This is a genomic window from Sinisalibacter aestuarii (genome assembly GCF_027923545.1).
Taxonomy (GTDB): Bacteria; Pseudomonadota; Alphaproteobacteria; order Rhodobacterales; family Rhodobacteraceae; genus Sinisalibacter; species Sinisalibacter aestuarii.
The window spans coordinates 277,598-297,304 of the sequence record NZ_BROH01000001.1; the positions used below are offsets into that span (position 1 = coordinate 277,598).

Annotated in this window: 19 protein-coding genes; 7 read left to right on the forward strand and 12 right to left on the reverse strand. The window is 63.6% G+C overall.

Translation table 11 applies throughout. The features are described 5' to 3' along the window. The first annotated feature begins 32 nt into the window (after nt 1–32). The gene (gene radC, locus QMG28_RS01430) at nt 33–779 is read left to right on the forward strand and encodes a RadC family protein (RefSeq protein ID WP_281840380.1); all 747 of its coding nucleotides are present in this window, start codon (nt 33–35) and stop codon (nt 777–779) included. A 3-nt stretch (nt 780–782) separates the two neighbouring features. Here the strand turns inward: radC and QMG28_RS01435 are convergent, their stop codons facing one another. From QMG28_RS01435 to secA, 3 genes are all read right to left on the reverse strand, one after another. Continuing rightward, nucleotides 783–2,342 (reverse strand): phosphate ABC transporter substrate-binding/OmpA family protein, encoded by a 1,560-nt coding sequence (locus QMG28_RS01435; protein WP_281840381.1) that lies wholly within the window; start codon nt 2,340–2,342, stop codon nt 783–785. 20 nt (nt 2,343–2,362) lie between these two features. Next, entirely contained in the window at nt 2,363–3,577 is a 1,215-nt protein-coding gene (locus QMG28_RS01440; RefSeq protein WP_281840382.1) for a hypothetical protein, read from the reverse strand. Nucleotides 3,578–3,809: 232 nt separating this feature from the next. Beyond that, on the reverse strand, nt 3,810–6,521 hold the full coding sequence (gene secA, locus QMG28_RS01445; protein ID WP_281840383.1) for a preprotein translocase subunit SecA: 2,712 nt from the start codon (nt 6,519–6,521) through the stop codon (nt 3,810–3,812). A 173-nt stretch (nt 6,522–6,694) separates the two neighbouring features. Here secA and QMG28_RS01450 point away from each other — a divergent pair, with 173 nt between their 5' ends. From QMG28_RS01450 to QMG28_RS01465, 4 genes are all read left to right on the forward strand, one after another. After that, complete coding sequence (locus tag QMG28_RS01450) at nt 6,695–7,591, forward strand: peptidylprolyl isomerase (protein WP_281840384.1); 897 nt, start codon at nt 6,695–6,697, stop codon at nt 7,589–7,591. A gap of 21 nt (nt 7,592–7,612) precedes the next feature. Then, nucleotides 7,613–8,917: a bifunctional glutamate N-acetyltransferase/amino-acid acetyltransferase ArgJ gene (argJ, locus tag QMG28_RS01455; RefSeq protein ID WP_281840385.1), complete on the forward strand. Its 1,305-nt coding sequence runs from the start codon at nt 7,613–7,615 to the stop codon at nt 8,915–8,917. Next, the gene (mutT, locus tag QMG28_RS01460; RefSeq protein WP_281840386.1) at nt 8,914–9,312 is read left to right on the forward strand and encodes an 8-oxo-dGTP diphosphatase MutT; all 399 of its coding nucleotides are present in this window, start codon (nt 8,914–8,916) and stop codon (nt 9,310–9,312) included. Before argJ ends, mutT begins: the two co-directional genes overlap by 4 nt. A gap of 85 nt (nt 9,313–9,397) precedes the next feature. After that, nucleotides 9,398–9,538 (forward strand): hypothetical protein, encoded by a 141-nt coding sequence (locus QMG28_RS01465; protein ID WP_281840387.1) that lies wholly within the window; start codon nt 9,398–9,400, stop codon nt 9,536–9,538. 70 nt (nt 9,539–9,608) lie between these two features. Here the strand turns inward: QMG28_RS01465 and infB are convergent, their stop codons facing one another. The 4 genes from infB to rimP are packed head-to-tail and all read right to left on the reverse strand — an operon-like array spanning nt 9,609 to nt 14,955. Further along, complete coding sequence (gene infB / locus QMG28_RS01470; protein WP_281840388.1) at nt 9,609–12,098, reverse strand: translation initiation factor IF-2; 2,490 nt, start codon at nt 12,096–12,098, stop codon at nt 9,609–9,611. Then, nucleotides 12,095–12,730, reverse strand: coding sequence for an RNA-binding protein (locus QMG28_RS01475; protein ID WP_281840389.1), 636 nt, complete (start codon nt 12,728–12,730; stop codon nt 12,095–12,097). Before QMG28_RS01475 ends, infB begins: the two co-directional genes overlap by 4 nt. Nucleotides 12,731–12,753: 23 nt before the next feature. Next, nucleotides 12,754–14,370 carry a transcription termination factor NusA gene (gene nusA / locus QMG28_RS01480; protein WP_281840390.1) on the reverse strand — a complete coding sequence of 539 codons (1,617 nt, stop codon included), beginning with the start codon at nt 14,368–14,370 and terminating at the stop codon, nt 12,754–12,756. A gap of 3 nt (nt 14,371–14,373) precedes the next feature. Then, complete coding sequence (gene rimP, locus QMG28_RS01485; protein ID WP_281840391.1) at nt 14,374–14,955, reverse strand: ribosome maturation factor RimP; 582 nt, start codon at nt 14,953–14,955, stop codon at nt 14,374–14,376. A 130-nt stretch (nt 14,956–15,085) separates the two neighbouring features. Between rimP and QMG28_RS01490 the strand changes: the two genes are divergently transcribed. Beyond that, nucleotides 15,086–15,541 (forward strand): hypothetical protein, encoded by a 456-nt coding sequence (locus tag QMG28_RS01490; RefSeq protein ID WP_281840392.1) that lies wholly within the window; start codon nt 15,086–15,088, stop codon nt 15,539–15,541. 214 nt (nt 15,542–15,755) lie between these two features. Here QMG28_RS01490 and QMG28_RS01495 read toward each other — a convergent pair whose 3' ends face one another. Together QMG28_RS01495 and pip are read right to left on the reverse strand one after the other, a co-directional pair. Beyond that, on the reverse strand, nt 15,756–16,370 hold the full coding sequence (locus QMG28_RS01495; RefSeq protein WP_281840393.1) for a class I SAM-dependent methyltransferase: 615 nt from the start codon (nt 16,368–16,370) through the stop codon (nt 15,756–15,758). 3 nt (nt 16,371–16,373) lie between these two features. Continuing rightward, nucleotides 16,374–17,363, reverse strand: coding sequence for a prolyl aminopeptidase (pip, locus tag QMG28_RS01500; RefSeq protein WP_281840394.1), 990 nt, complete (start codon nt 17,361–17,363; stop codon nt 16,374–16,376). Between the two features lie 54 nt (nt 17,364–17,417). Between pip and ubiG the strand changes: the two genes are divergently transcribed. Further along, nucleotides 17,418–18,164: a bifunctional 2-polyprenyl-6-hydroxyphenol methylase/3-demethylubiquinol 3-O-methyltransferase UbiG gene (gene ubiG, locus QMG28_RS01505; RefSeq protein WP_281841040.1), complete on the forward strand. Its 747-nt coding sequence runs from the start codon at nt 17,418–17,420 to the stop codon at nt 18,162–18,164. On the opposite strand, the gene QMG28_RS01510 is transcribed toward ubiG, so the two are convergent. From QMG28_RS01510 to grxC, 3 genes are read right to left on the reverse strand one after another with little or no spacing between them, the layout of a single operon-like run. Further along, nucleotides 18,161–18,604, reverse strand: a complete 444-nt coding sequence (locus tag QMG28_RS01510) for a MarR family winged helix-turn-helix transcriptional regulator (protein ID WP_281840395.1) — start codon at nt 18,602–18,604, stop codon at nt 18,161–18,163. The genes ubiG and QMG28_RS01510 overlap by 4 nt on opposite strands. Beyond that, complete coding sequence (locus tag QMG28_RS01515) at nt 18,605–19,423, reverse strand: carbon-nitrogen hydrolase family protein (RefSeq protein WP_281840396.1); 819 nt, start codon at nt 19,421–19,423, stop codon at nt 18,605–18,607. Next, entirely contained in the window at nt 19,423–19,677 is a 255-nt protein-coding gene (gene grxC, locus QMG28_RS01520; protein WP_281840397.1) for a glutaredoxin 3, read from the reverse strand. The genes QMG28_RS01515 and grxC overlap by 1 nt, the downstream gene beginning before the upstream one ends. Between the last annotated feature and the right edge of the window lie 30 nt (nt 19,678–19,707).

Below are 19,707 nucleotides of genomic sequence, written 5' to 3' on the forward strand. Positions count from 1 at the left end.
AGGCTCGGGGCATGTCCTGCCCCGAGTCGCATATGTCCGAACGCCCCCTGCCCCTGTTTGGCGACGAGGCCCCTGCCCTGCCCATGGCGCCCGGCAAGGCCCGCCTGCCCTCCTACATTTCCGACCACCGCAAGCGGCTGCGCACACGGTTCATGACGGGTGGCGCAGGAGCGGTGCCGGATTACGAGCTTCTCGAACTGATCCTGTTTCGCGCCCTGCCCCGGCAGGATGTGAAGCCGCTGGCGCGCGCCCTGCTCGACCGGTTCGGCGATTTCAACGGTGTCATCTCGGCCCCGCCGGAGCGGCTCGCCGAGCAAAGCGGCGTGGGCGCGGTCGTGGTGCAGGAGCTCAAGATCGTCGAAGCTGCGGCCCAGCGCCTTGCCCGCGCCCGGGTGATGGGGCGCTGCGTCATCTCATCGTGGGATGCGCTGATCGACTATTGCCATACCGCGATGGCCCACCGCAATACCGAGCATTTCCGCGTACTGTTCCTCGACCGGCGCAATGCGCTCATCGCGGATGAAGAGCAGGCGCGCGGCACGGTGAACCACGTGCCGGTCTATCCGCGCGAAGTGGCGAAGCGGGCGCTTGAGCTGAACGCCTCGGCGCTCATCCTCGTGCACAACCACCCATCCGGCGATCCGACCCCGTCAGAGAGCGACATTGCAATGACCGCGCGCATTCATACGGCGCTGGAGGCGTTGGAGATCACGCTGCACGATCACCTGATCATCGGCCGCTCGCGCGAGCTGAGCTTCCGCGATGCAGGGCTGATTTAGACTCTATTCCACCCAGACTTCGACCCGGCGGTTCACCTCGCGGCCCCAGTCGGAATCGTCACAGGCCATCGGCAGCGCCTCGCCGAAGCCATCGGTTTCAATCGTCACATGGGTCGGGTCGAATGCCTCCGCTTCGGCCAGCACGGCATCGCGCACAGCATTGGCACGCCGCTGCGACAGCCGCAGGTTGGCCCCGCCATCGCCCTGACCGTCGCTGAAGCCAACGAAGACGAGCCGGCGCCCGTCGAACTGCCCGGTCTCCAGCGCCGAGGCCAGCAGAGCCACGTTGGCGCGCGAGGGGGCATCGAGCGCTGCCGATCCGCCGCGGAACCGATAGGTGAGCGTCAGCCGCTGCTTGCCGTCAAACAGGGCGGCCATGCGCTGCAATTCCGCAAGGCTCACTTCGGCCCCCGCCGCGAGAATCGCGTTCGACAGCCGCTCGCCCTGCTCCGCCACCGGCACCTCTGTGAAAGCCTGATCGACGAAGCCCGCGCGCCGGGTGACGAGCTGCGCACTGGTCGAACGCATATAGCCCAGAAAATCACGCGCCAGTTTGGGCAGCCTGAGCCCCGGCAGGTAGAGATAGAGCGGCGCGGTGAGCGGATAATCCCCCGCCTTGACCGCCGCGCTGCTCGCCTCGACCTCGAAGGCGCAATCGCCGGTAAGGGTAACCACCTCCGACACGCCGGCCTGTGACAATGTGCCGATGCCGATGCCGAAAGGGTCGTCGGCCACAGCTTCGGTCAGCCCGCGGATCGTGCCGTGCAATGCCAGCCGGTCCGACAGAACCTTGCCCTGGGCGGCGATCACGCGGTCGACAAACAAAGCCCCGATGCCGGCATCCGTTTCGGTCAGGTGCAGGGTGATCGGGGCATCCTCGCCGCCAAGCTCCGACCAGCGGGTGATCTCGCCAGCATAGACCCGCGCCAGATCCTGCATCGACAGGCGGCGCACCGGGTTGCCCGGAGCAACGATCGGCACCAGCGCATCACGCGCCAGCACGCGAAACTGCCGGATGCCGCGCAGATCGCCCAGCCCGGCTTCGCGCGCCATGTTGCGCTCGGGAATGGTGACTTCGCGCAGCGACAGCACCATGTCGGCCTCTTCGCCCAGCAGATCGGCAAAGCCTTCGGCGGAGGTGGTCAGCCGCACGGTGATCCGCGCCGCCTCGGTCCCGCCATCCTCGTCAAGCAGGCGGTAGTAAAGGCCGGTGCCCGCGATCTCTTCCCGCGACAGGGCATAGCCCGCGTTCAGCGCGAAGCCCTCGATGAGCGACGGGATCAGAACCTCGCCCATCGCGCGCGCGCCGGACAGGGTGAACTCGGCCACGTAATTGCCGAGCGTCGGGCAGGCCGGGCCATCGCAATTCACACCGGAGCCGTCGACAGTGAGAATGCCGAACTCGGTCTCGACCCGGTAGAACTCGCCATCGAAGCCAAGCAGGGTGCCGGTGATTTCCAGCGCCCCGTCACGCGATGTAAGCGTCACGTCATCGGCCCGGCCAGGCACGGCACTCGTAAAAAGAAAAAGTGCGGCGAAAACCGCCGCACGAAGGTTTTTCATGTCTGCCTCTCGGGCTCGCGTCAGTTGCGCGCGAGTTTCAGGTCTTGGGGCAGGTTTTTCAACACCAGATATTCACCCACGGCGTCGCAGCCCGGAACCGCCATCGAGAGCGATTGCACGGTCGCGGCACGGCCCGGATTGCTGCGCAGGATGGTCCCGGCAATCTCGTGCGCGCAGGTATTTTCCATCACCTGGGCCTCGATCGAGATATCCGGCTCCTGGCCGTCCAGCATCAGCGCGGCGGGATAGGTGTAGATATCGGCGGCGTAGCCATCGGCGGTGCTGCCCAGCGCCGACACGAAGCCGCCCGTGCCTGCAATCGCATTTTCAGCCGATGCCGGGGTTTCGGCCCAGATATGGCCCGCCTCGCCGTAGTTGGCGCCGTTTTCCAGCGCGTGAAGCTGCAGCCCGGTAGGGCCTTTCCAGACCAGCGCGACGCGCTCGATCTCGGCGAAATCGGGCACCAGGATATCGCCCGCCGCTTCCTGCCCGTCAGAGAACGTGGCGGTGACGATGGCGTTTTCCTCCATCGCCGGCATGGCCAGGAACAGATCGCCTTCCGGCCCAAGCTGCTCGGAGAAAATCATCCCGGCATGGCTGAAGGTGACCTCCTCGCCGGAATTGCACGGCGCCGAGAGCGTGATTGCTACCAGCGCGGGCGCTTCAGCGGCAAGATCCATCGCGATTTCGCAGGTGGCGACCGGCGGGGCCGGTTCGCTGGCCAGATCGTTGGCCACATCGGCGGCGGCGATGATGATTTCTTCCACCGGTGGGGCAGCAGGCACCGGATCCGGCGTGGCGAGGATCGGGCTCGGCGTGGCTTCCGACCGGGTCACCAGATCGACGGGCATCGGATCGGCGGCGCTGGGGGCCTCCGGCGCCATGCCAATCACAAGGTTCGCCTCGGCAAAGGACGGCATCGGCTGTTCGATGGCTGGCAATGGCGCTTCGGCAACCACGTCAACCGGGGCGACGGCAGGCGCCTCAGCCGGGGTTTCCGGGGCGGGCACCGCCGCAGCCAGGATTTGCGGGGCCGGGGCCGCCATGGTGGGTTTCGGCGCCGCAACGCCCGCGACCGCCGGGGCCGAAGCCACCATCGGGCCCTTGCCCGACGGCGCACTGGAATTCTTTTGCATGAAGTGGCCCGCAGCACCGGCGATCAGCAGCGCCGCCGCCGCCGTATAGATGCGCTTCCTGTCGATACCGGCTGCTTTTGCCTTCAGATCGGCGATCATGACGATCTCCTTTTCAGTCCGTCGGCTCGCAGTGTCCTGCAGCAATACGCCGAAGAAATGAACGAAAGGTGGCGATTTCCGGTTTTGTTTCGATTTCGGAAAGAGAAAGATTTCGCCTTACAAACAAGGCGTTTCCAAGCGGCCCGTCACATCTCCGCCATGATCTGACATCCCGCCGCACGGGCAGGCTGTCGGATTGTTCACAGGTGCGGAAAAGCGGCCAGGGCGCGCGTCAGAACGCGCCGTGGCAATGCTTGAATTTCTTGCCCGACCCGCAGGGGCAGGGATCGTTGCGGCCCGGATTGCCCCAGGTCTCGGGATTGTTTTCGTCAAACCCCGCAACCGAGACACCTTTGGGCAACTCGGCCTTGCCGGTGATCTTCTCGGCGGCCTTGCGCTGAGCTTCGGCCAGAGCCTGCTGCTGTTGCAGCATCTGCTGCATCATCTGATCCTGCTCTTCCTTGGTCATCGGCCGCACCTGGCCGAGCTTCTGGGTGACCTCGGCGCGCAGACCGTCGAGCATGTTCTCGAAAAGCTGGAAGCTCTCGGTCTTGTACTCGTTCAGCGGGTCGCGCTGGGCATAGCCGCGGAAACCGACCACCGAGCGCAGATGCTCCAGCGTCAGCAGATGCTCGCGCCATTTCGCGTCGATGGTCTGGAGCAGGATCTGCTTTTCGATCGAACGCATCGTCTCGGCGCCGAAAGCCTCGGCCTTTTCGGCCATCTGCTTATCGGATTCCTCGTAAAGCCGCTCGCGGACAATGTCATCGTCCACGCCCTCTTCCTTGGCCCAGTCGATGATCGGCAGATCGAGGTTCAGCTTTTCGATCACCGCAGCATAGAGGCCATGGGTATCCCATTGTTCGGCATAGCTTTTCGCGGGCATGAAGCTATCGACCAGATCGTCGATCACCTGGTGGCGCATGTCTTCGGTCACATCCGAGAGGTCTTCCGATTTCATGATGTCGAGGCGCTGGCTGAAGACCACCTTGCGCTGGTCGTTCATCACGTCGTCGAATTTGAGAAGCTGCTTGCGGATGTCGAAGTTACGTCCCTCGACCTTCGCCTGCGCGCGTTCGAGGCTCTTGTTCACCCAGGGATGCACGATGGCTTCGCCGTCCTTCATGCCGAGGGTGCTCAGCACCTTGTCGAGCCGTTCCGAGCCGAAGATGCGCATCAGATCGTCTTCGAGGCTGAGGAAGAAGGCCGAGCGGCCCGGATCGCCCTGGCGGCCAGAGCGGCCACGCAGCTGGTTGTCGATCCTGCGGCTCTCGTGGCGCTCTGTCGCCAGCACGAAGAGCCCGCCGGCATCCTTGACGTTCTGTTCCTCTGCGGCGTGTTCGGCTTCGATCCGGGCGCGCACCGCGTCGGGATGGGCCTCCGGATCGGCAGCGAGCGCTTCCATCACCTTGAATTCGACATTGCCGCCCAGTTTGATGTCGGTCCCGCGGCCGGCCATGTTGGTGGCGATGGTCACCGCGCCAAGCTTGCCGGCATCGGCAACGATCTGGGCTTCCTGCTCGTGCTGGCGGGCGTTGAGCACGTTATGCGCAACACCGGCTTTGGTCAGAAGCTCCGATAGGAACTCGGATTTTTCAATCGAGGTCGTGCCGACGAGAACCGGCTGGCCCTTTTCATGCGCGGCTTTGATCTCTTCGACGATCGCGTCGTATTTCTCCTGCGCCGTGCGGTAAACGGCATCGTGCTCGTCGATCCGGGCAATGGGCAGATTGGTCGGCACCTCGACGACGCCGAGCTTGTAGATATCGTCAAACTCATCGGCTTCGGTAAGCGCCGTGCCGGTCATCCCGGCGAGCTTGTCATACAGGCGGAAATAGTTCTGGAAGGTCACGCTGGCGAGCGTCACGTTTTCGGGCTGGATGTCACAGCCTTCCTTCGCCTCGATGGCCTGGTGCAGACCTTCCGACAGGCGGCGGCCCGTCATCATGCGGCCGGTGAACTCGTCGATCAGCACCGCCTCGCCATTGCGAACGATATAGTCCTTGTCTTTCTGGAACAGTTTGTGAGCACGCAGGCCCTGGTTCACATGGTGAACGAGCGAGGTGCTTTCGGGATCGTACAGCGTTTGCCCCTCCGGCAGCAGGCCGGCGGCGTGCAGGCGTTGTTCGAGAAACTCGTTGCCTTCGTCGGTGTAGGTGACGCTGCGCGTCTTTTCGTCCAGCGTGAAATGCTCGTCCAGCACTTCGGGGATGATGCGATCAATGCTGACGTAGAGCTCCGATCTGTCATCGCTCGGGCCGGAGATGATCAGCGGCGTGCGCGCCTCGTCGATCAGGATCGAGTCCACCTCGTCGACAATCGCGAAATTATGGTCGCGCTGATACATCTGGGTCAGCTCGGCTTTCATGTTGTCGCGCAGGTAGTCGAAGCCAAGCTCGTTGTTCGTCGCATAGGTGATGTCAGAGGCATAGGCCTGTTGCTTTTCGGCGTCGGGCTGCTGCGGGTAGATCACGCCGGTGGTCATGCCAAGCTGGGCGTAAACCTTGCCCATCCAGTCGGCGTCGCGCTTGGCGAGATAGTCGTTGACGGTGACGATATGCACGCCCTTGCCGGTGAGCGCATTGAGATAGGCGGGGAAGGTGGCGACGAGCGTTTTGCCCTCACCCGTCTTCATCTCGGCGATATTGCCCTGGTGCAGAAAAATGCCGCCCATGAGCTGCACATCGAAGGCGCGCAGGCCCAGCGCACGATGGGCCCCCTCACGGCAATTCGCGAAGGCTTCGGGCAGGATGTCGTCGAGGCTTTCACCCTCGGCCACCCGCTTTCGGAATTCCTCGGTCTTGGCGATAAGCCCCTCGTCCGACAGCGCCTTGAACTCATCTTCAAGGGCGTTGATCTTTTCGATGATGGGGCGGGTTGCCTTGATCTTGCGATCGTTCGGGGTGCCAAAGACTTTTTTGGCGATATTTCCGATACCCAGCATGTTTTCTCCGCCCGATGGGGTTCCTCGTTCACGTAATCGCGCGGAGCGCTTGCCCGTCTGCGCGCGGCCCCATATCAAGGGCACGAGCACGGCCCCCGAGAGACCCTTGCGATGTAAGGGCCGGGGCCGGAATAGTCAACGACACCGGGCCATCGGCCCAGATGAGGAAACCCATGAAAACTCTGGCCCTTCGCAGCACGCTTCTTGCCGGTGCGGCACTCTCCCTTTTCCTGGCCGCGCCGCTGCGCGCGCAGGACGCCGAAACCACCGAAGCCGCGCCCGAAGCATCCGAGTACATGGCGGTGGACGCCAACACCGTTCTCGCCACGGTCAACGGGGAAGACATTACCGTCGGCCACATCGTTGCGGCACGTCTGGCGTTGCCCGAGCAGTATCAGGCCCTGCCCAACGAGGTGCTTCTGGAAGGGCTGATCGAACAGCTTATCCAGCAGACGGTGCTGGGCCAGGCGATGGGCGAGATGACCAATCGCGCGCAAATCCAGCTCGACAACGAACGCCGCGCGATCACCGCGACCGAAAAACTGGATTCGGTTCTTTCCGAAGCGGTGGACGATGCGAAGATCCAGGCCGCCTATGATGCCGAATACGCCAATGCCGAGCCGACAAAGGAGTGGAACGCTTCGCATATCCTCGTCGAAACCGAGGAAGAGGCCGCCGACCTGATCGTCAAACTCGAAGACGGCGCCGATTTTGCCGAGCTGGCGCAAGAGTTTTCCACCGGCCCCTCGGGCCCTTCGGGCGGCGAGCTGGGCTGGTTTAGCGCAGGCATGATGGTGCAGCCGTTCGAAGAAGCGGTGACGGGCATGGACGACGGCGCCGTCGCCGGTCCGGTGCAGACGCAGTTTGGCTGGCACGTGATCAAGCTGAACGAAAGCCGCATGAAAGGCGCGCCGGCGCTTGAGGAAGTGCAGGGCGATATCATCTCGAAGCTTGAGAACGACGCCGTGGAGCAGGCGCTTGCAACGCTGCTTGACGCCGCCACGATAGAGCGTACCGATCTCACAAAGGTCGACCCGGCGGTTCTGGGCGATCCCGCGATCCTCGACTAAGGCCACACGAAAGCGCACGCGATGAGCAAGAAAGCCAAGATCCGCAAGCTTGAGAAAAAGGTCGCCAAGCTGAAGGCACGGGTCCGGGAAGCCAGGACACACACCCATGCCGTCTCGCCGCTTGCGCCGAAAGACGGGTTTCCGCATCTGCCGGTGATCGGCGGCGCGCGGTTCTCGGCGGTGAAGGCGGGCGTGCGCTATCCGGGCCGGGTGGATGTGATGCTGGCCGAGCTCGATCCGGGCACGGCGGTGGCCGGGGTGTTTACGCGCTCGGCCACCCGCTCCGCCCCGGTGCTCGATTGCCAGGCAAAGCTTGGCACCGACCAGAAGGCGGGCGCGGCCTTCATCGTGAACTCCGGCAATTCCAACGCCTTCACCGGCACCAACGGGGTGAAGGCCGTCGAGGCGATTACCGAAGAGGTCGCCCGGATCACAGGCGTGCCGCAAAACAGGGTCTATTCCGCCTCAACCGGCGTGATTGGCGAGCCGTTGCCCTTTGAGCGGATCACCGCGAAGGTCGAAGAACTGCACGGCACGATGTCGGCCGACGCCATCGAGCTGGCGGCCCGCGCGATCATGACGACCGACACCTATCCGAAGGGCGCCGGAGCCGAGATCAAGATCGGCGGCAAGACCGTGCGCATCGCCGGCATCGCCAAAGGCTCCGGCATGATCGCCCCCGATATGGCGACGATGCTGGTCTATATCTTCACCGACGCGGATGTTGAGCAATCGCTGCTGCAGCGGCTGCTTTCGGACCTGACCGACGAGACCTTCAACAACATCACCGTCGACAGCGACACGTCGACCTCCGACTCGCTGCTGCTGGCGGCCACTGGCGCCTCCGGTGTGAAGATCACCGAAGACACTACGGCGTTCATCGCCGCGCTGCGCGGCGTCATGCTGGATCTGGCGCATCAGGTGGTGCGCGATGGCGAGGGGGCGACGAAATTTGTCGAGATCCGGGTAACCGGCGCGGCTGCCGACGCCGATGCCCGCAGGCACGCGATGGCCATCGCCAATTCGCCGCTGGTGAAAACGGCAATTGCGGGTGAAGACCCGAACTGGGGCCGTGTGGTCATGGCGATCGGCAAGTCGGGCGCCGCTGCGGATCGCGACAAGCTCTCGATCCATTTCGGCGATATCCTGGTGGCCTCGCAGGGCTGGGTTTCGCCGTCATACCGGGAGGATGAGGGCGCGGCCTATATGAAGAACGACGAGCTTGTCATCGCCGTCGATCTCGGGCTTGGCAAAGGGGCGGCAACGGTCTGGACCTGCGATCTGACCCATGCCTACATCCAGATCAACGCAGATTACCGCTCTTGAAAATCGTTCTCGTCTCCGCCGTCGCGCTGATCGACATCGATGGGCGTGTGCTGATTGCCCAGCGCCCGGAGGGTAAGTCGATGGCCGGGCTTTGGGAATTTCCCGGTGGCAAGGTCGAAGCGGGCGAAACCCCGGAAGCGGCCCTGATCCGCGAGTTGCAGGAAGAGCTCGGGATCGACACCCGTGCCTCCTGCCTTGCGCCGCTCGCCTTCGCCAGCCACAGCTACGATGAGTTTCACCTGCTGATGCCGCTCTATGCCTGCCGCCGGTGGGAAGGAACCGTAACCCCGCAAGAGGGGCAGCGTCTGGCCTGGGTCAAGGCGAACGCGCTGCGCGATTACCCGATGCCCCCGGCCGACGAGCCGCTTATCCCGATCCTGCGCGACTGGCTCTAGGCGCTGTCTTCAGTTCCGCAACAAAATGTTTCCAATATGCCCGGTTTTAAGGCATTGTTGCGTAGAGAGTGGGGGAATCGTGAACATGGTCAAGACAATCACTGTCGGTAGCTGTATTTCGGTTCAGGGCATGTTTGTCCGAAATTTGTCCGATGGCCGCATCGTCGTGCGCGTCGGAAAACAGGAATTCATAGGCCGTCCGGTGACATCGCCGCAGGCAGCCTGAGGTTTCATCTCGACCCAAAAAGAGAAGGGGCGCCACAGGGCGCCCCTTTTGTCATTCCGGTCGGAAAACATCACTCAAGCGTGCGTTCGACTTCCTCGCGCTCGAAGATCTCGATCACGTCGCCGGGGCGAATGTCGTCATAGTTTTCAAACGCCATGCCGCATTCCTGGCCCGAATGCACTTCCTTGACCTCGTCCTTGAAGCGCTTGAGCGTTTTCAGCGTGCCTTCGTGGATCACAACGTTGTCGCGCAGCAGGCGCACGCCGGCCGAGCGGCGGGCAACGCCTTCGGTCACGAGGCAGCCGGCAACCTTGCCGACGCCGGACACCTTGAAGACTTCCTTGATCTCGGCGTAACCGATGAAGTTTTCGCGCACTTCGGCCGAAAGCAGGCCCGAAGCGGCCGCCTTCACATCGTCCACCAGGTCGTAGATCACCGAGTAGTAGCGGATCTCGACGCCTTTCTGGTTGGCGCTGGCACGGGCCGGGGCGTTGGCCCGGACGTTGAAGCCGATGACCGGCGCGCCGGAGGCTTCGGCGAGGCCGATATCCGTCTCGGTAATCGCGCCAACACCGTAATGCAGCACCCGCACGCGAACTTCTTCGTTGCCGATCTTCTCCATCGCCTGAGCGATGGCTTCGGCGGAACCCTGCACATCGGCTTTGACGAGGATCGGCAGTTCCTTGACGCTTTCATCGGCCTTGGCCTGAGCGAGAAGCTGTTCCAGCGAGGTGCCCGCACCGGCAGCGGCGCGTTTATCCTTGGCGGCCTGCTCGCGATACTCAGCGATCTCGCGCGCCTGCGCCTCGGTCTCAACCACGTTGAGCACATCGCCTGCTTCCGGCGTGCCGTTGAGGCCAAGCACCTCGACGGGCACCGACGGACCGGCTTCGGCCACGCGCTCGCCGCGATCGTTCTCCATCGCGCGGACCTTGCCCCATTGCTCGCCGACGACAAAGATGTCGCCTTGTTTGAGCGTCCCGTTCTGCACGAGAACGGTGGCGACGGGGCCGCGGCCCACGTCGAGCTGGGCTTCGATCACGGCGCCCTGCGCGGCACGGTCGGGGTTGGCTTTGAGTTCGAGAATCTCCGCCTGCAGCGCAATGGCTTCAAGCAGCGCATCGAGGCCCTGGCCGGTCTTGGCCGAGACTTCCACGTCCTGCACGTCACCCGACATCTTTTCGACGACCACCTCGTGCTGGAGCAGATCGGTGCGCACCTTGTCGGGGTTGGCGGCGGGCAGGTCGACCTTGTTGATCGCCACGATCATCGGCACGCCGGCGGCCTTGGCGTGGTTGATGGCCTCGATCGTCTGCGGCATCACCGCGTCATCGGCAGCCACGACCAGCACGACGATATCGGTCACCTGGGCACCGCGCGCGCGCATCGAGGTAAAGGCAGCGTGGCCCGGCGTGTCGAGGAAGGTCAGCACCTGGCCGCCATCGGTTGTCACCTGATAGGCGCCGATATGCTGGGTGATGCCCCCGGCCTCGCCAGCGGTCACCTTCGAATGGCGGATCGCATCGAGCACCGAGGTCTTGCCGTGGTCGACATGGCCCATGACGGTGATGACCGGCGGGCGCGGCTGAAGGTCTTCGGCCTTGTCCTCGACGGTGTCGATCACCTGTTCCACGTCGGCGTCGGACACGCGCTGGATGCGGTGGCCGAATTCCTCGACGATCAGCTCCGCCGTATCGGCGTCGATCGACTGATTCTGGGTGACCATCATGCCCATTTTCATGAGCGCCTTGACCACATCGGCCACGCGCTCGGCCATGCGATTGGCAAGCTCCTGCACCACGATGGTTTCGGGCACCTGAACGTCGCGCACGATCTTCTCGTGCGAGGCACCGCCACCCATCGCCTTCTGGCGCATCCGTTCCTGCTTGCGCTTCATCGCGGCAACGGAGCGTTGCCGCCCGCCTTCGCCACCCGAAAGCGCCTGGTTCAGCGTCAGCTTGCCGGCGCGGCGGTTGCTGTCGTCACGGCTGGCCTTGCCACGCACGCTGCGCTCTTCGGCCGGGCGCTCGCGATCCGGCTTGCGCGGACCGGCGGGCTTGCCGCCACGCGCTTCGGCAACCTGCGCCTCGGCAGGGTCGGAAACCGGCGTCGGCTTCTTCGCAGCGGCTTCTTCCTTGCGCTTGCGCTCGTCTTCCTCGGCCTTGCGGCGCGCGGCTTCCTGGCGCTCTTTCTCTTCGCGCTCTTTCTCTTCGGCTTCGCGGCGGCGGCGATCGCGCTCTTCCTCGCGGGCCTTTTCCTCTTGCTCGCGGCGGCGCTCTTCCTCGGCCTCGTTGGCCTTGGCCGCGGCAAGCGCCTTCATCCGGCGCTCAAGTTCGGCGTCGGAGATCCCGGCGGGGCGTTTCGACGGATCCGCCTCGGCGGGCGATTGCGCACCGCCGCCCTGCGCGCCGCCGGCACCCGGCTTGGGCACGACAACGCGCTTGCGCTTCGTCTCGACCACCACGTTCTTGGTCCGCCCGTGGCTGAAGCTCTGCTTCACCTGCCCCGACCGGGCACCACCGCGCAAACCAAGGGGCTTTTTGCCGTCGCTATCGCTCATCTCGTCTTCGTACCTTTCCGGCGGTCGCTGCCGCCGTCTTTTTCTCGCAAGCCTGCAAGCTTTGCGGCTTCCTCTACTACACGTGTCGTGAGTCCGCCACCCGCGAGCGCGCCATGTATCACATTTTCCCGCCCGAATGCCAAACCCAATTCCCCGGCGGTCAAACAGCCAATAAAACTGCCCTTTCCGGGCGGCGGGCGAAGCTTTGACTTGCCTCGTTCGGACCCGTCCGATGCCTGGATCAGCACTTTGGCCTGATCCTTCGCCAGCCAGTCTTTCACCTTCTCGAACCCGGCGACCGCTTCACCCGCCTTGCGCGCGAGCGAGATCAGGTGAACCACCCGGTCGGCCAGCCCTTCCTCGACCGAGGCGATCAGATCTTCCGGCACATCCACCGGCTGGCGGGCAGCACGGGCGAAGAGGCCCTTCAGCACCGCCTTTTCCAGTGCCTTGCGGCTGGCGGCAACCCAGATGCCCCGCCCCGGCAGCTTGCCCAGAAGATCGGGCACGATCCGGCCGTCGGGGGCAACCACGAAGCGGATAAGCCCGTTCCTGGGCTGCACCTCTCCCGTGGCGATGCACCGCCGCTCAGGCCCGTCGGCCCTGGTCTTCGGCTGACCACCCCGGGTCATGTGCCGAGCTCCGAGGCCTGGGATCAGGCCTCGGCCTCCTCGGTGGCTTCGCCCTCTTCGGCCTCTTCCTCGTCAACAAGGTCCGCCGGATCGACCCAGCCAAGCTGGATCCGGGCGGTCATCACGAGGTTTTGCGCCTCTTCGAGGTTCATATCGAATTTTTCGAGAATGCCATCGTCCTTCTGGCGTTCGCCGTCAACGGTCGTCCAGCCGCCGGCCAGCTCCCAGTCAGCGCAAGTGGCGAAGTCTTCCAGCGTCAGCACACCATCTTCGGCCAGCGCTTCGATCATTTGCGGGGTAAGCCCCTCGAAGCTCACCAGGCTGTCCTGCACGCCAAGCTCGCGGGCATGTTCCATCGCCTTCTTGTTCTGCTCCTCGAGGAAGTCGCGGGCGCGGGCCTGCAGCTCGTTGGCGGTGTCTTCATCGACGCCGTCGATCACCAGCAGCTCGTCAAGCTCGACATAAGCCACCTCTTCGAGCGAGGTAAAGCCCTCGGCCACGAGGAGCTGGGCGAAGAATTCGTCGAGGTCCAGCGTCTCCATGAACAGCTTGGTGCGCTCGGCAAACTCGGCCTGGCGGCGCGCGCTTTCTTCTTCCTCGGTGAGAATGTCGATATCGAGCGCGGTAAGCTGCGAGGCGAGGCGCACATTCTGGCCGCGCCGCCCGATGGCGAGCGAAAGCTGCTCGTCGGGCACCACCACCTCGATCTTGCCGGCGTCTTCGTCGAGCACGACCTTGGAGACCTCGGCGGGCTGAAGCGCGTTGACCAGGAAGGTCGGCACATCTTCGTTCCACGGGATGATGTCGATCTTTTCGCCCTGAAGCTCGTTCACCACGGCCTGCACGCGCGAGCCGCGCATACCGACACAGGCGCCGACCGGGTCGATCGAGCCATCATAGGACACCACGGCGATCTTGGCGCGCGAGCCCGGATCACGGGCCACGGCCTTGATCTCGATGATGCCATCGTAGATTTCGGGCACTTCCATCTTGAACAGCTCGGCCATGAATTCCGGCGCGGTGCGGCTGAGGAAGATCTGCGGGCCACGGGTCTCACGGCGCACATCTTTCACGTAGCAGCGAATGCGGTCATTCGGGCGGTAGCTCTCGCGGCCGATCTTTTCGTTGCGGCGCAGGATCGCTTCGCCCGCACCCACATCGACGATGACGTTGCCGTATTCCTCGCGCTTGACAACGCCGTTGATGATCGTGCCGGCGCGATCCTTGAACTCTTCGTACTGACGATCACGCTCGGCCTCACGCACTTTCTGCAGGATCACCTGCTTGGCGCTCTGGGCGGCGATCCGGCCCATCTCGACCGGCGGCACCTCGTCGACGATGGTGTCGCCCACCTTCGGATCGTCGAGATATTGCTTGGCCTGTTCCACGGTCAGCTCGGCCTGGTAATTCTCCAGCTCTTCGTCCTCGACCACAGTGCGCACCCGGGTGAAGGTGGCCTTGCCGGTCTTGCGGTCGATCGAGACGCGAATGTCCATCTCGGCGCCATACCGGCTCTTGGCAGCCCGCGCGAGGCTCTCTTCCATCGCCTCGATCACGAGGCCCGGGTCGATCATCTTCTCACGGGCGACCGCTTCGGCGGTTTGCAGCAGTTCAAGCTGGTTGGCAGAGGTGATTGCCATGGGTCAGTCCTCCTCAGAACTGTCGTTCAGGATGTCGTCAAACTGGGTTTCGTCTATGTCGACAGCGTGTTTGCGCTGGCGAAGTGTTTCCCGGATCAGCTCGTCGGTGAGCACGAGCTTGGCGTCGGCGAGCAGATCGAAGGTGAGGCCGATGGTGACGGGCTCGCCCTGATCCTCGATCTCGATCAGCACTTCCTCGCCCTCGGTCCCGGCCAGAACGCCCTTGAACCGCTTGCGGCCGTCGATCATCTCGCTGGTCTCGATCTTGGCGACGTAGCCGTCCCAGGTATCGAAATCCTTCAGCCGGGTCAGCGGCCGGTCGATCCCGGGGCTTGATACTTCAAGCGTGTAATTCTCGGTGATCGGATCTTCCACGTCGAGCACCGCGCTGACGGCGGTGTTGATCTCGGCCAGATCGTCCACCTCGATGCCGCCGTCCGGCTTCTCGGCCATGATCTGTAGCGTCGGCGTATTGCCGCCCATCAGCCGCAGGCGCACAAGCTCATAGCCCATCCCCTCGATGGCGGGGCGGACGATCTCGGCCAGTCGCTGGTCGATGGATGTTTTGGCAACCAGATCGGTCACGGGTTCTCCAAGCACAAAAAAACGGGCCAGCGGGCCCGTTCGTCGTTCCGGTGGAGCCTCGGGTTTGGAAGCCGAAGCGCCGCTGTTGAGGGGGATATAGGGCGGTTGGGGTGAGTCTGCAAGAAAGAACATGCGCCTTGAACTTTTTGGGATGTTATCCCTCTATGAAAAAATGGAAATTCAGCTTGGTGATTTGCGTACACTTCGAGCCGGACATCGCGGTGACCTTCAGGTTGGGGTCCTGCCATTCGAAGTGAAAAAATATTCGCGAGTCTCAAGGGATACTGTCGTCCTTTCAACGCAATCAGTAAGGCACATACTGGCGCAACACGGAGACCATATCGCACTCGAAACCCTCCTTCTTCTGCCAAGTGTTTTGCAGCAGGGGTTGTGGATCTCCGATCGAAAAATGGCATTCGTCGTCGTCTATCAAGACGATGTTTCTGGTGTTCGCTACAAGGTGGCGCTGAAAATGACTGCGGATCAATCTCGATCGTATGTCCGAACCATGCACAAAATGCAGCATCGGCAAACCAGATCCGTTTTGAAACGGGGCGACTTGGTTCGAAGACATTGGATGAGGTAGTCGCCATGCGGTGGGGCCTGCCAGGAACCCCACAATGCGCTCCCACTTTCGTGGTGCTACGGCCGGCAGAATATCACCGTGTCACGCATGACGTATGCTATTGGCTGGCGCACAATGCATACTGGGAATTTACTCCATCTGAGTGCTGGCGTCAATACCGACCGAAAGATTCTTATAATGGATTCATATGCTTAGTCTAAGACTCTGGCTTGACTCAGTTTTTCCTGCGCGCAATCAGAAACAGCGCCGCCCCCTTCTTCCCCTGCCAGTCTTCCTCGATCTCGAATCCCGCTTTGCGCATCTTTTCCCGTAGCCCGTCCTCGGTGAAAAACCTCAGCTCCGGCAGTAGCCCGACTGCGCGTCCGAGCGGGACGAAGGGCTTGAGAAACCACATCCGCCCCATGCAGGCCGTGGAGGTGACGAAAATCCCGCCCGGCTTCAAGATCCTGAACGCCTTGGCGATGGTCGCATCCGGGTCTGGCACGAGGTGGAGAATCGAGAGGCCCAGCACCATGTCGAGGCTGTTTTCGTCAACCGGCATCGTATCGAAAGCGGCCACCTCGAAGCTGAGATTGTCCGGCACCGGCCCCTTCTCCCGGGCGATGTCGATCATGGCGGATGAGATGTCAGTGGCGCGGTAGCGCTTTACTTTCGGGGCATGGATGCGGGCGGTGCCGCCGGTGCCGCAACCGAATTCAAGCACCTCCATGTCCGGCGTCATCCGTGCCGATGTCAGCTCCAGCTTGCGCTGGTAGCTGGCTTCGTCGGCAATCGGGGAAGCGGCGTATTTCTTTGCGATCCGATCCCAGAATTGCGCTCGTGCCGCCATGGCCTACACCCCCAGTGTCTCCCGCTGCCGGGCAAGCTTGTCCATCGTGCGCACCAGTTCCGCCGCGATGCCCGGTTCGCTCACCGCGTGGCCGGCTTTCGGCACCATGCGCAGCTCGCTCGTGGGCCATGCCTTGTGCAGCGCCCAGGCCGAGGCGGGCGGGCAGATCATGTCGTGGCGGCCCTGAACGATGGTGCCGGGCACATGGGCGATCTTCGCCATGTTGGGCATGATCTGCCGGGCGTCGTCGAGAAAGGCGTTGTTGATGAAATAGTGGTTCTCGATGCGCGAGAAGGCGAGCGCGTAATCCGCCGGGCTGTCGATCATGGCGCCATCGTTGTCGATCGAGGCGAGCGCGTTTTCCCAGGCCGCCCAGGTCTTGGCATGCACCACCTCATCGGCACGGTCGCCGGAGAACAGGCGCTTGTGATAGGCGGCGATCATATCGTGACGTTCCTCCGCCGGGATCGGGCCGGTGAAACGCTCCCACAGATCCGGCCAGAACTGCCCCGCGCCGCCGCCATAGAACCAATCGAGCTCGCCTCGGGTGGCCAGGAACACGCCGCGCAGCACCAGCCAGGCCACACGGCCGGGATGGGTCTGGGCATAAACCAGCCCGAGCGTCGCCCCCCAGGAGCCGCCGAACACCACCCAACGGTCGATCCCGAGCGTCCTGCGGATATGTTCGATGTCGCGCACGAGATGCCAGGTGGTGTTGGCCCGCACGCTGGCATGCGGACGTGACCGGCCGCAGCCGCGCTGATCGAACAGGATGGCGCGGTACTTGTCGGGGTCGAAGAAGCGCCGCATCGCCGGCGAGCAGCCGCCGCCCGGCCCGCCGTGAAACACCACGACCGGGATGCCATGCGGGTTGCCCACCTCTTCCACATAGAGCGTGTGCCCGTCGCCCACCTCCAGCATGTGCCGGCGATAGGGCTCCTTGGCCGGGTAGAGTTTCCCGCCTGCGGTGTTTTTTCCTGCGGCCTTGTCCATGGGAACCCTATATAAGGCCCACGAGAAATGACCGCCATGAGAAAGAGAGCCGAGATGAGCGCCGCGCAAAGCACCGTCGATCCCTCCGAAGTCGCCAAGTTCGAAGCGATGTCTGCCGAATGGTGGGATCCGACCGGCAAGTTCAAGCCGCTGCACATGATGAATCCGGTCCGGCTGGACTACATCACCCGGAAGATCGCCGAAACCTTCGGGCGCGATCTGCGGGGAGACAAGCCGTTCGAGGGGCTGCGCCTGCTCGATATCGGCTGCGGCGGCGGGCTCTTGTCGGAGCCGATGGCGCGGCTTGGGGCAACGGTCGTGGGGGCCGATGCCGCCGAGCGCAACATTCCGGTGGCGCGGATTCATGCCGAGCAATCGGGGCTGGAGATCGACTATCGCTTCACCACAGCCGAGGCGCTGGCCGACGCGGGCGAGCAATTTGACGTGGTGCTCAACATGGAGGTGGTCGAGCATGTGGCCAGCCCGATCGACTATCTCATAGCCTGCCGTCAGCTTCTGAAACCGGGCGGGCTGATGGTGGCCTCGACGATCAACCGCAACCCGAAAAGCTACATGATGGCGATCTTCGGCGCCGAGCGGGTGATGCGCTGGCTGCCGGTGGGCACGCATGAGTGGCACAAGTTCATCACGCCCGACGAGCTTACCGATCTGATCGCCCAGGCGGGGCTGACGGTAACGAACACATCCGGCTTCGTCTTCAATCCGCTGAGCTGGAGCTGGTCGATCTCCGACAGCGATCTGAGCGTGAATTACGTCACCGCCAGCGTGAAACCGGCCTAATCCGGCTGATCGAAGCGTGCGCGGATTTCGCGCAGCACCGGCAGGGCGGCGCGCACCTTGTCCGGTCCGATGGTGGCAACCACGTCTGCGATCAGCGGCGCAATGGCGCTGAGCGCCGTATCGCGGGCCTTGCGCCCGGCCGGGCTGATCGTCACCAGCTTGCGGCGCGCATCGTCCCAATCGGGGTGGATATGCACATGACCCGCCCATTCGAGCTTGCCGAGCGTATTGGTCATCGCGCCACGGGTGACGTGAAAGGTCCGCGCGAGCTGGGCGGGGCTTTTCGGCTCGGCCACGTTGGCAAGGTGGTTCAGCACCGAGAAATGGCTAAGCTCCATCCCCTTGGGCAACACTTTTGAAAGTGCGGTACGGGCAAGCTGGTCGGCCATGAACATCTCGCTGAACAGCGCAACCGACAGGCTTTCAGCGTGATCAGACATTCAGGGACCTTCGAATTCTCTGTGGTGTTTCAGCGACGGGACGCGGCTGCGCGCATGTTCCACGTCTGCGAGGTCCAAATCAACCAGCGTGACGCCCGGCTCGGTGCCCGCATCGGCCAGAACCTCACCCCATGGGGCCACGGCGAGCGAATGGCCGTGGGTGGCGCGGCGCGGGCTGTGCTGCCCGGTCTGGGCCGGTGCGAGGATGAAGCAGCCCGTTTCGATGGCGCGGGCGCGCAGCAGGCTTTCCCAATGCGCCGCCCCGGTGACGGGCGAGAAGGCGGCAGGCACGGTGATGATCTGCGCGCCCGCGCCGGCGAGGCGGCGGAACAGTTCGGGAAAGCGCAGATCGTAGCAGATCGTCAGGCCGATCCGGCCAAGCGGGGTTTCGGCCAGAACGGCGCGGGTGCCGGGGCGGTAACCGGCGCTTTCGCGGTAGGTTTCCGACTCGGAGATCTCCACGTCGAACATGTGGATCTTGTCATAGCGCGCGGCAATCTCGCCCTGAGGCGAGATCAGGAAAGAGCGGTTGGCAAAGCGCCCGTCCGCATCCTCCGTTTTCACCGCGAGCGAGCCGATCAGCAGCCAGATGCCCGCCGCACGCGCCTCGTTACGCAGCGCCGCCAGCGTCGGATCATGCGCTTCCGGCTGGAGCACGGCGCGCTGATGAGCGCGGTCCATCGAGACGATGTTCGTCACCTCCGGCGTCAGCACGAAGTCGGCGCCACCGGCCACCGCCTCGCGCACAAGGCGGAGCGTTTCGCCAAGATTGGCCGCCGGATCGTCGCCCGACGTAAGCTGGACGAGACCCGCGCGCATCAGCCTTGCAACAGCGGATCGAGCTTGCCGCGTTGTTCGAGGTCATACATGTCGTCAAATCCGCCGACATGGGTTTCGCCGATCCAGATCTGCGGCACGGTGAACTGGCCGGATTTCTGGATCATCTCCTGGCGCAGCTCGGGCTGGGCCTGAATGTCGATCTCGGTGAACTCGACGCCCTTCTTGGCGAGCAGCCGCTTGGCGGCGTGGCAGAAGCCGCAATAGGGCTTCGTATACATGGTGACGGGTTGCATCTGCCTGTTCCTTTACCGGGCGCCGCAGCG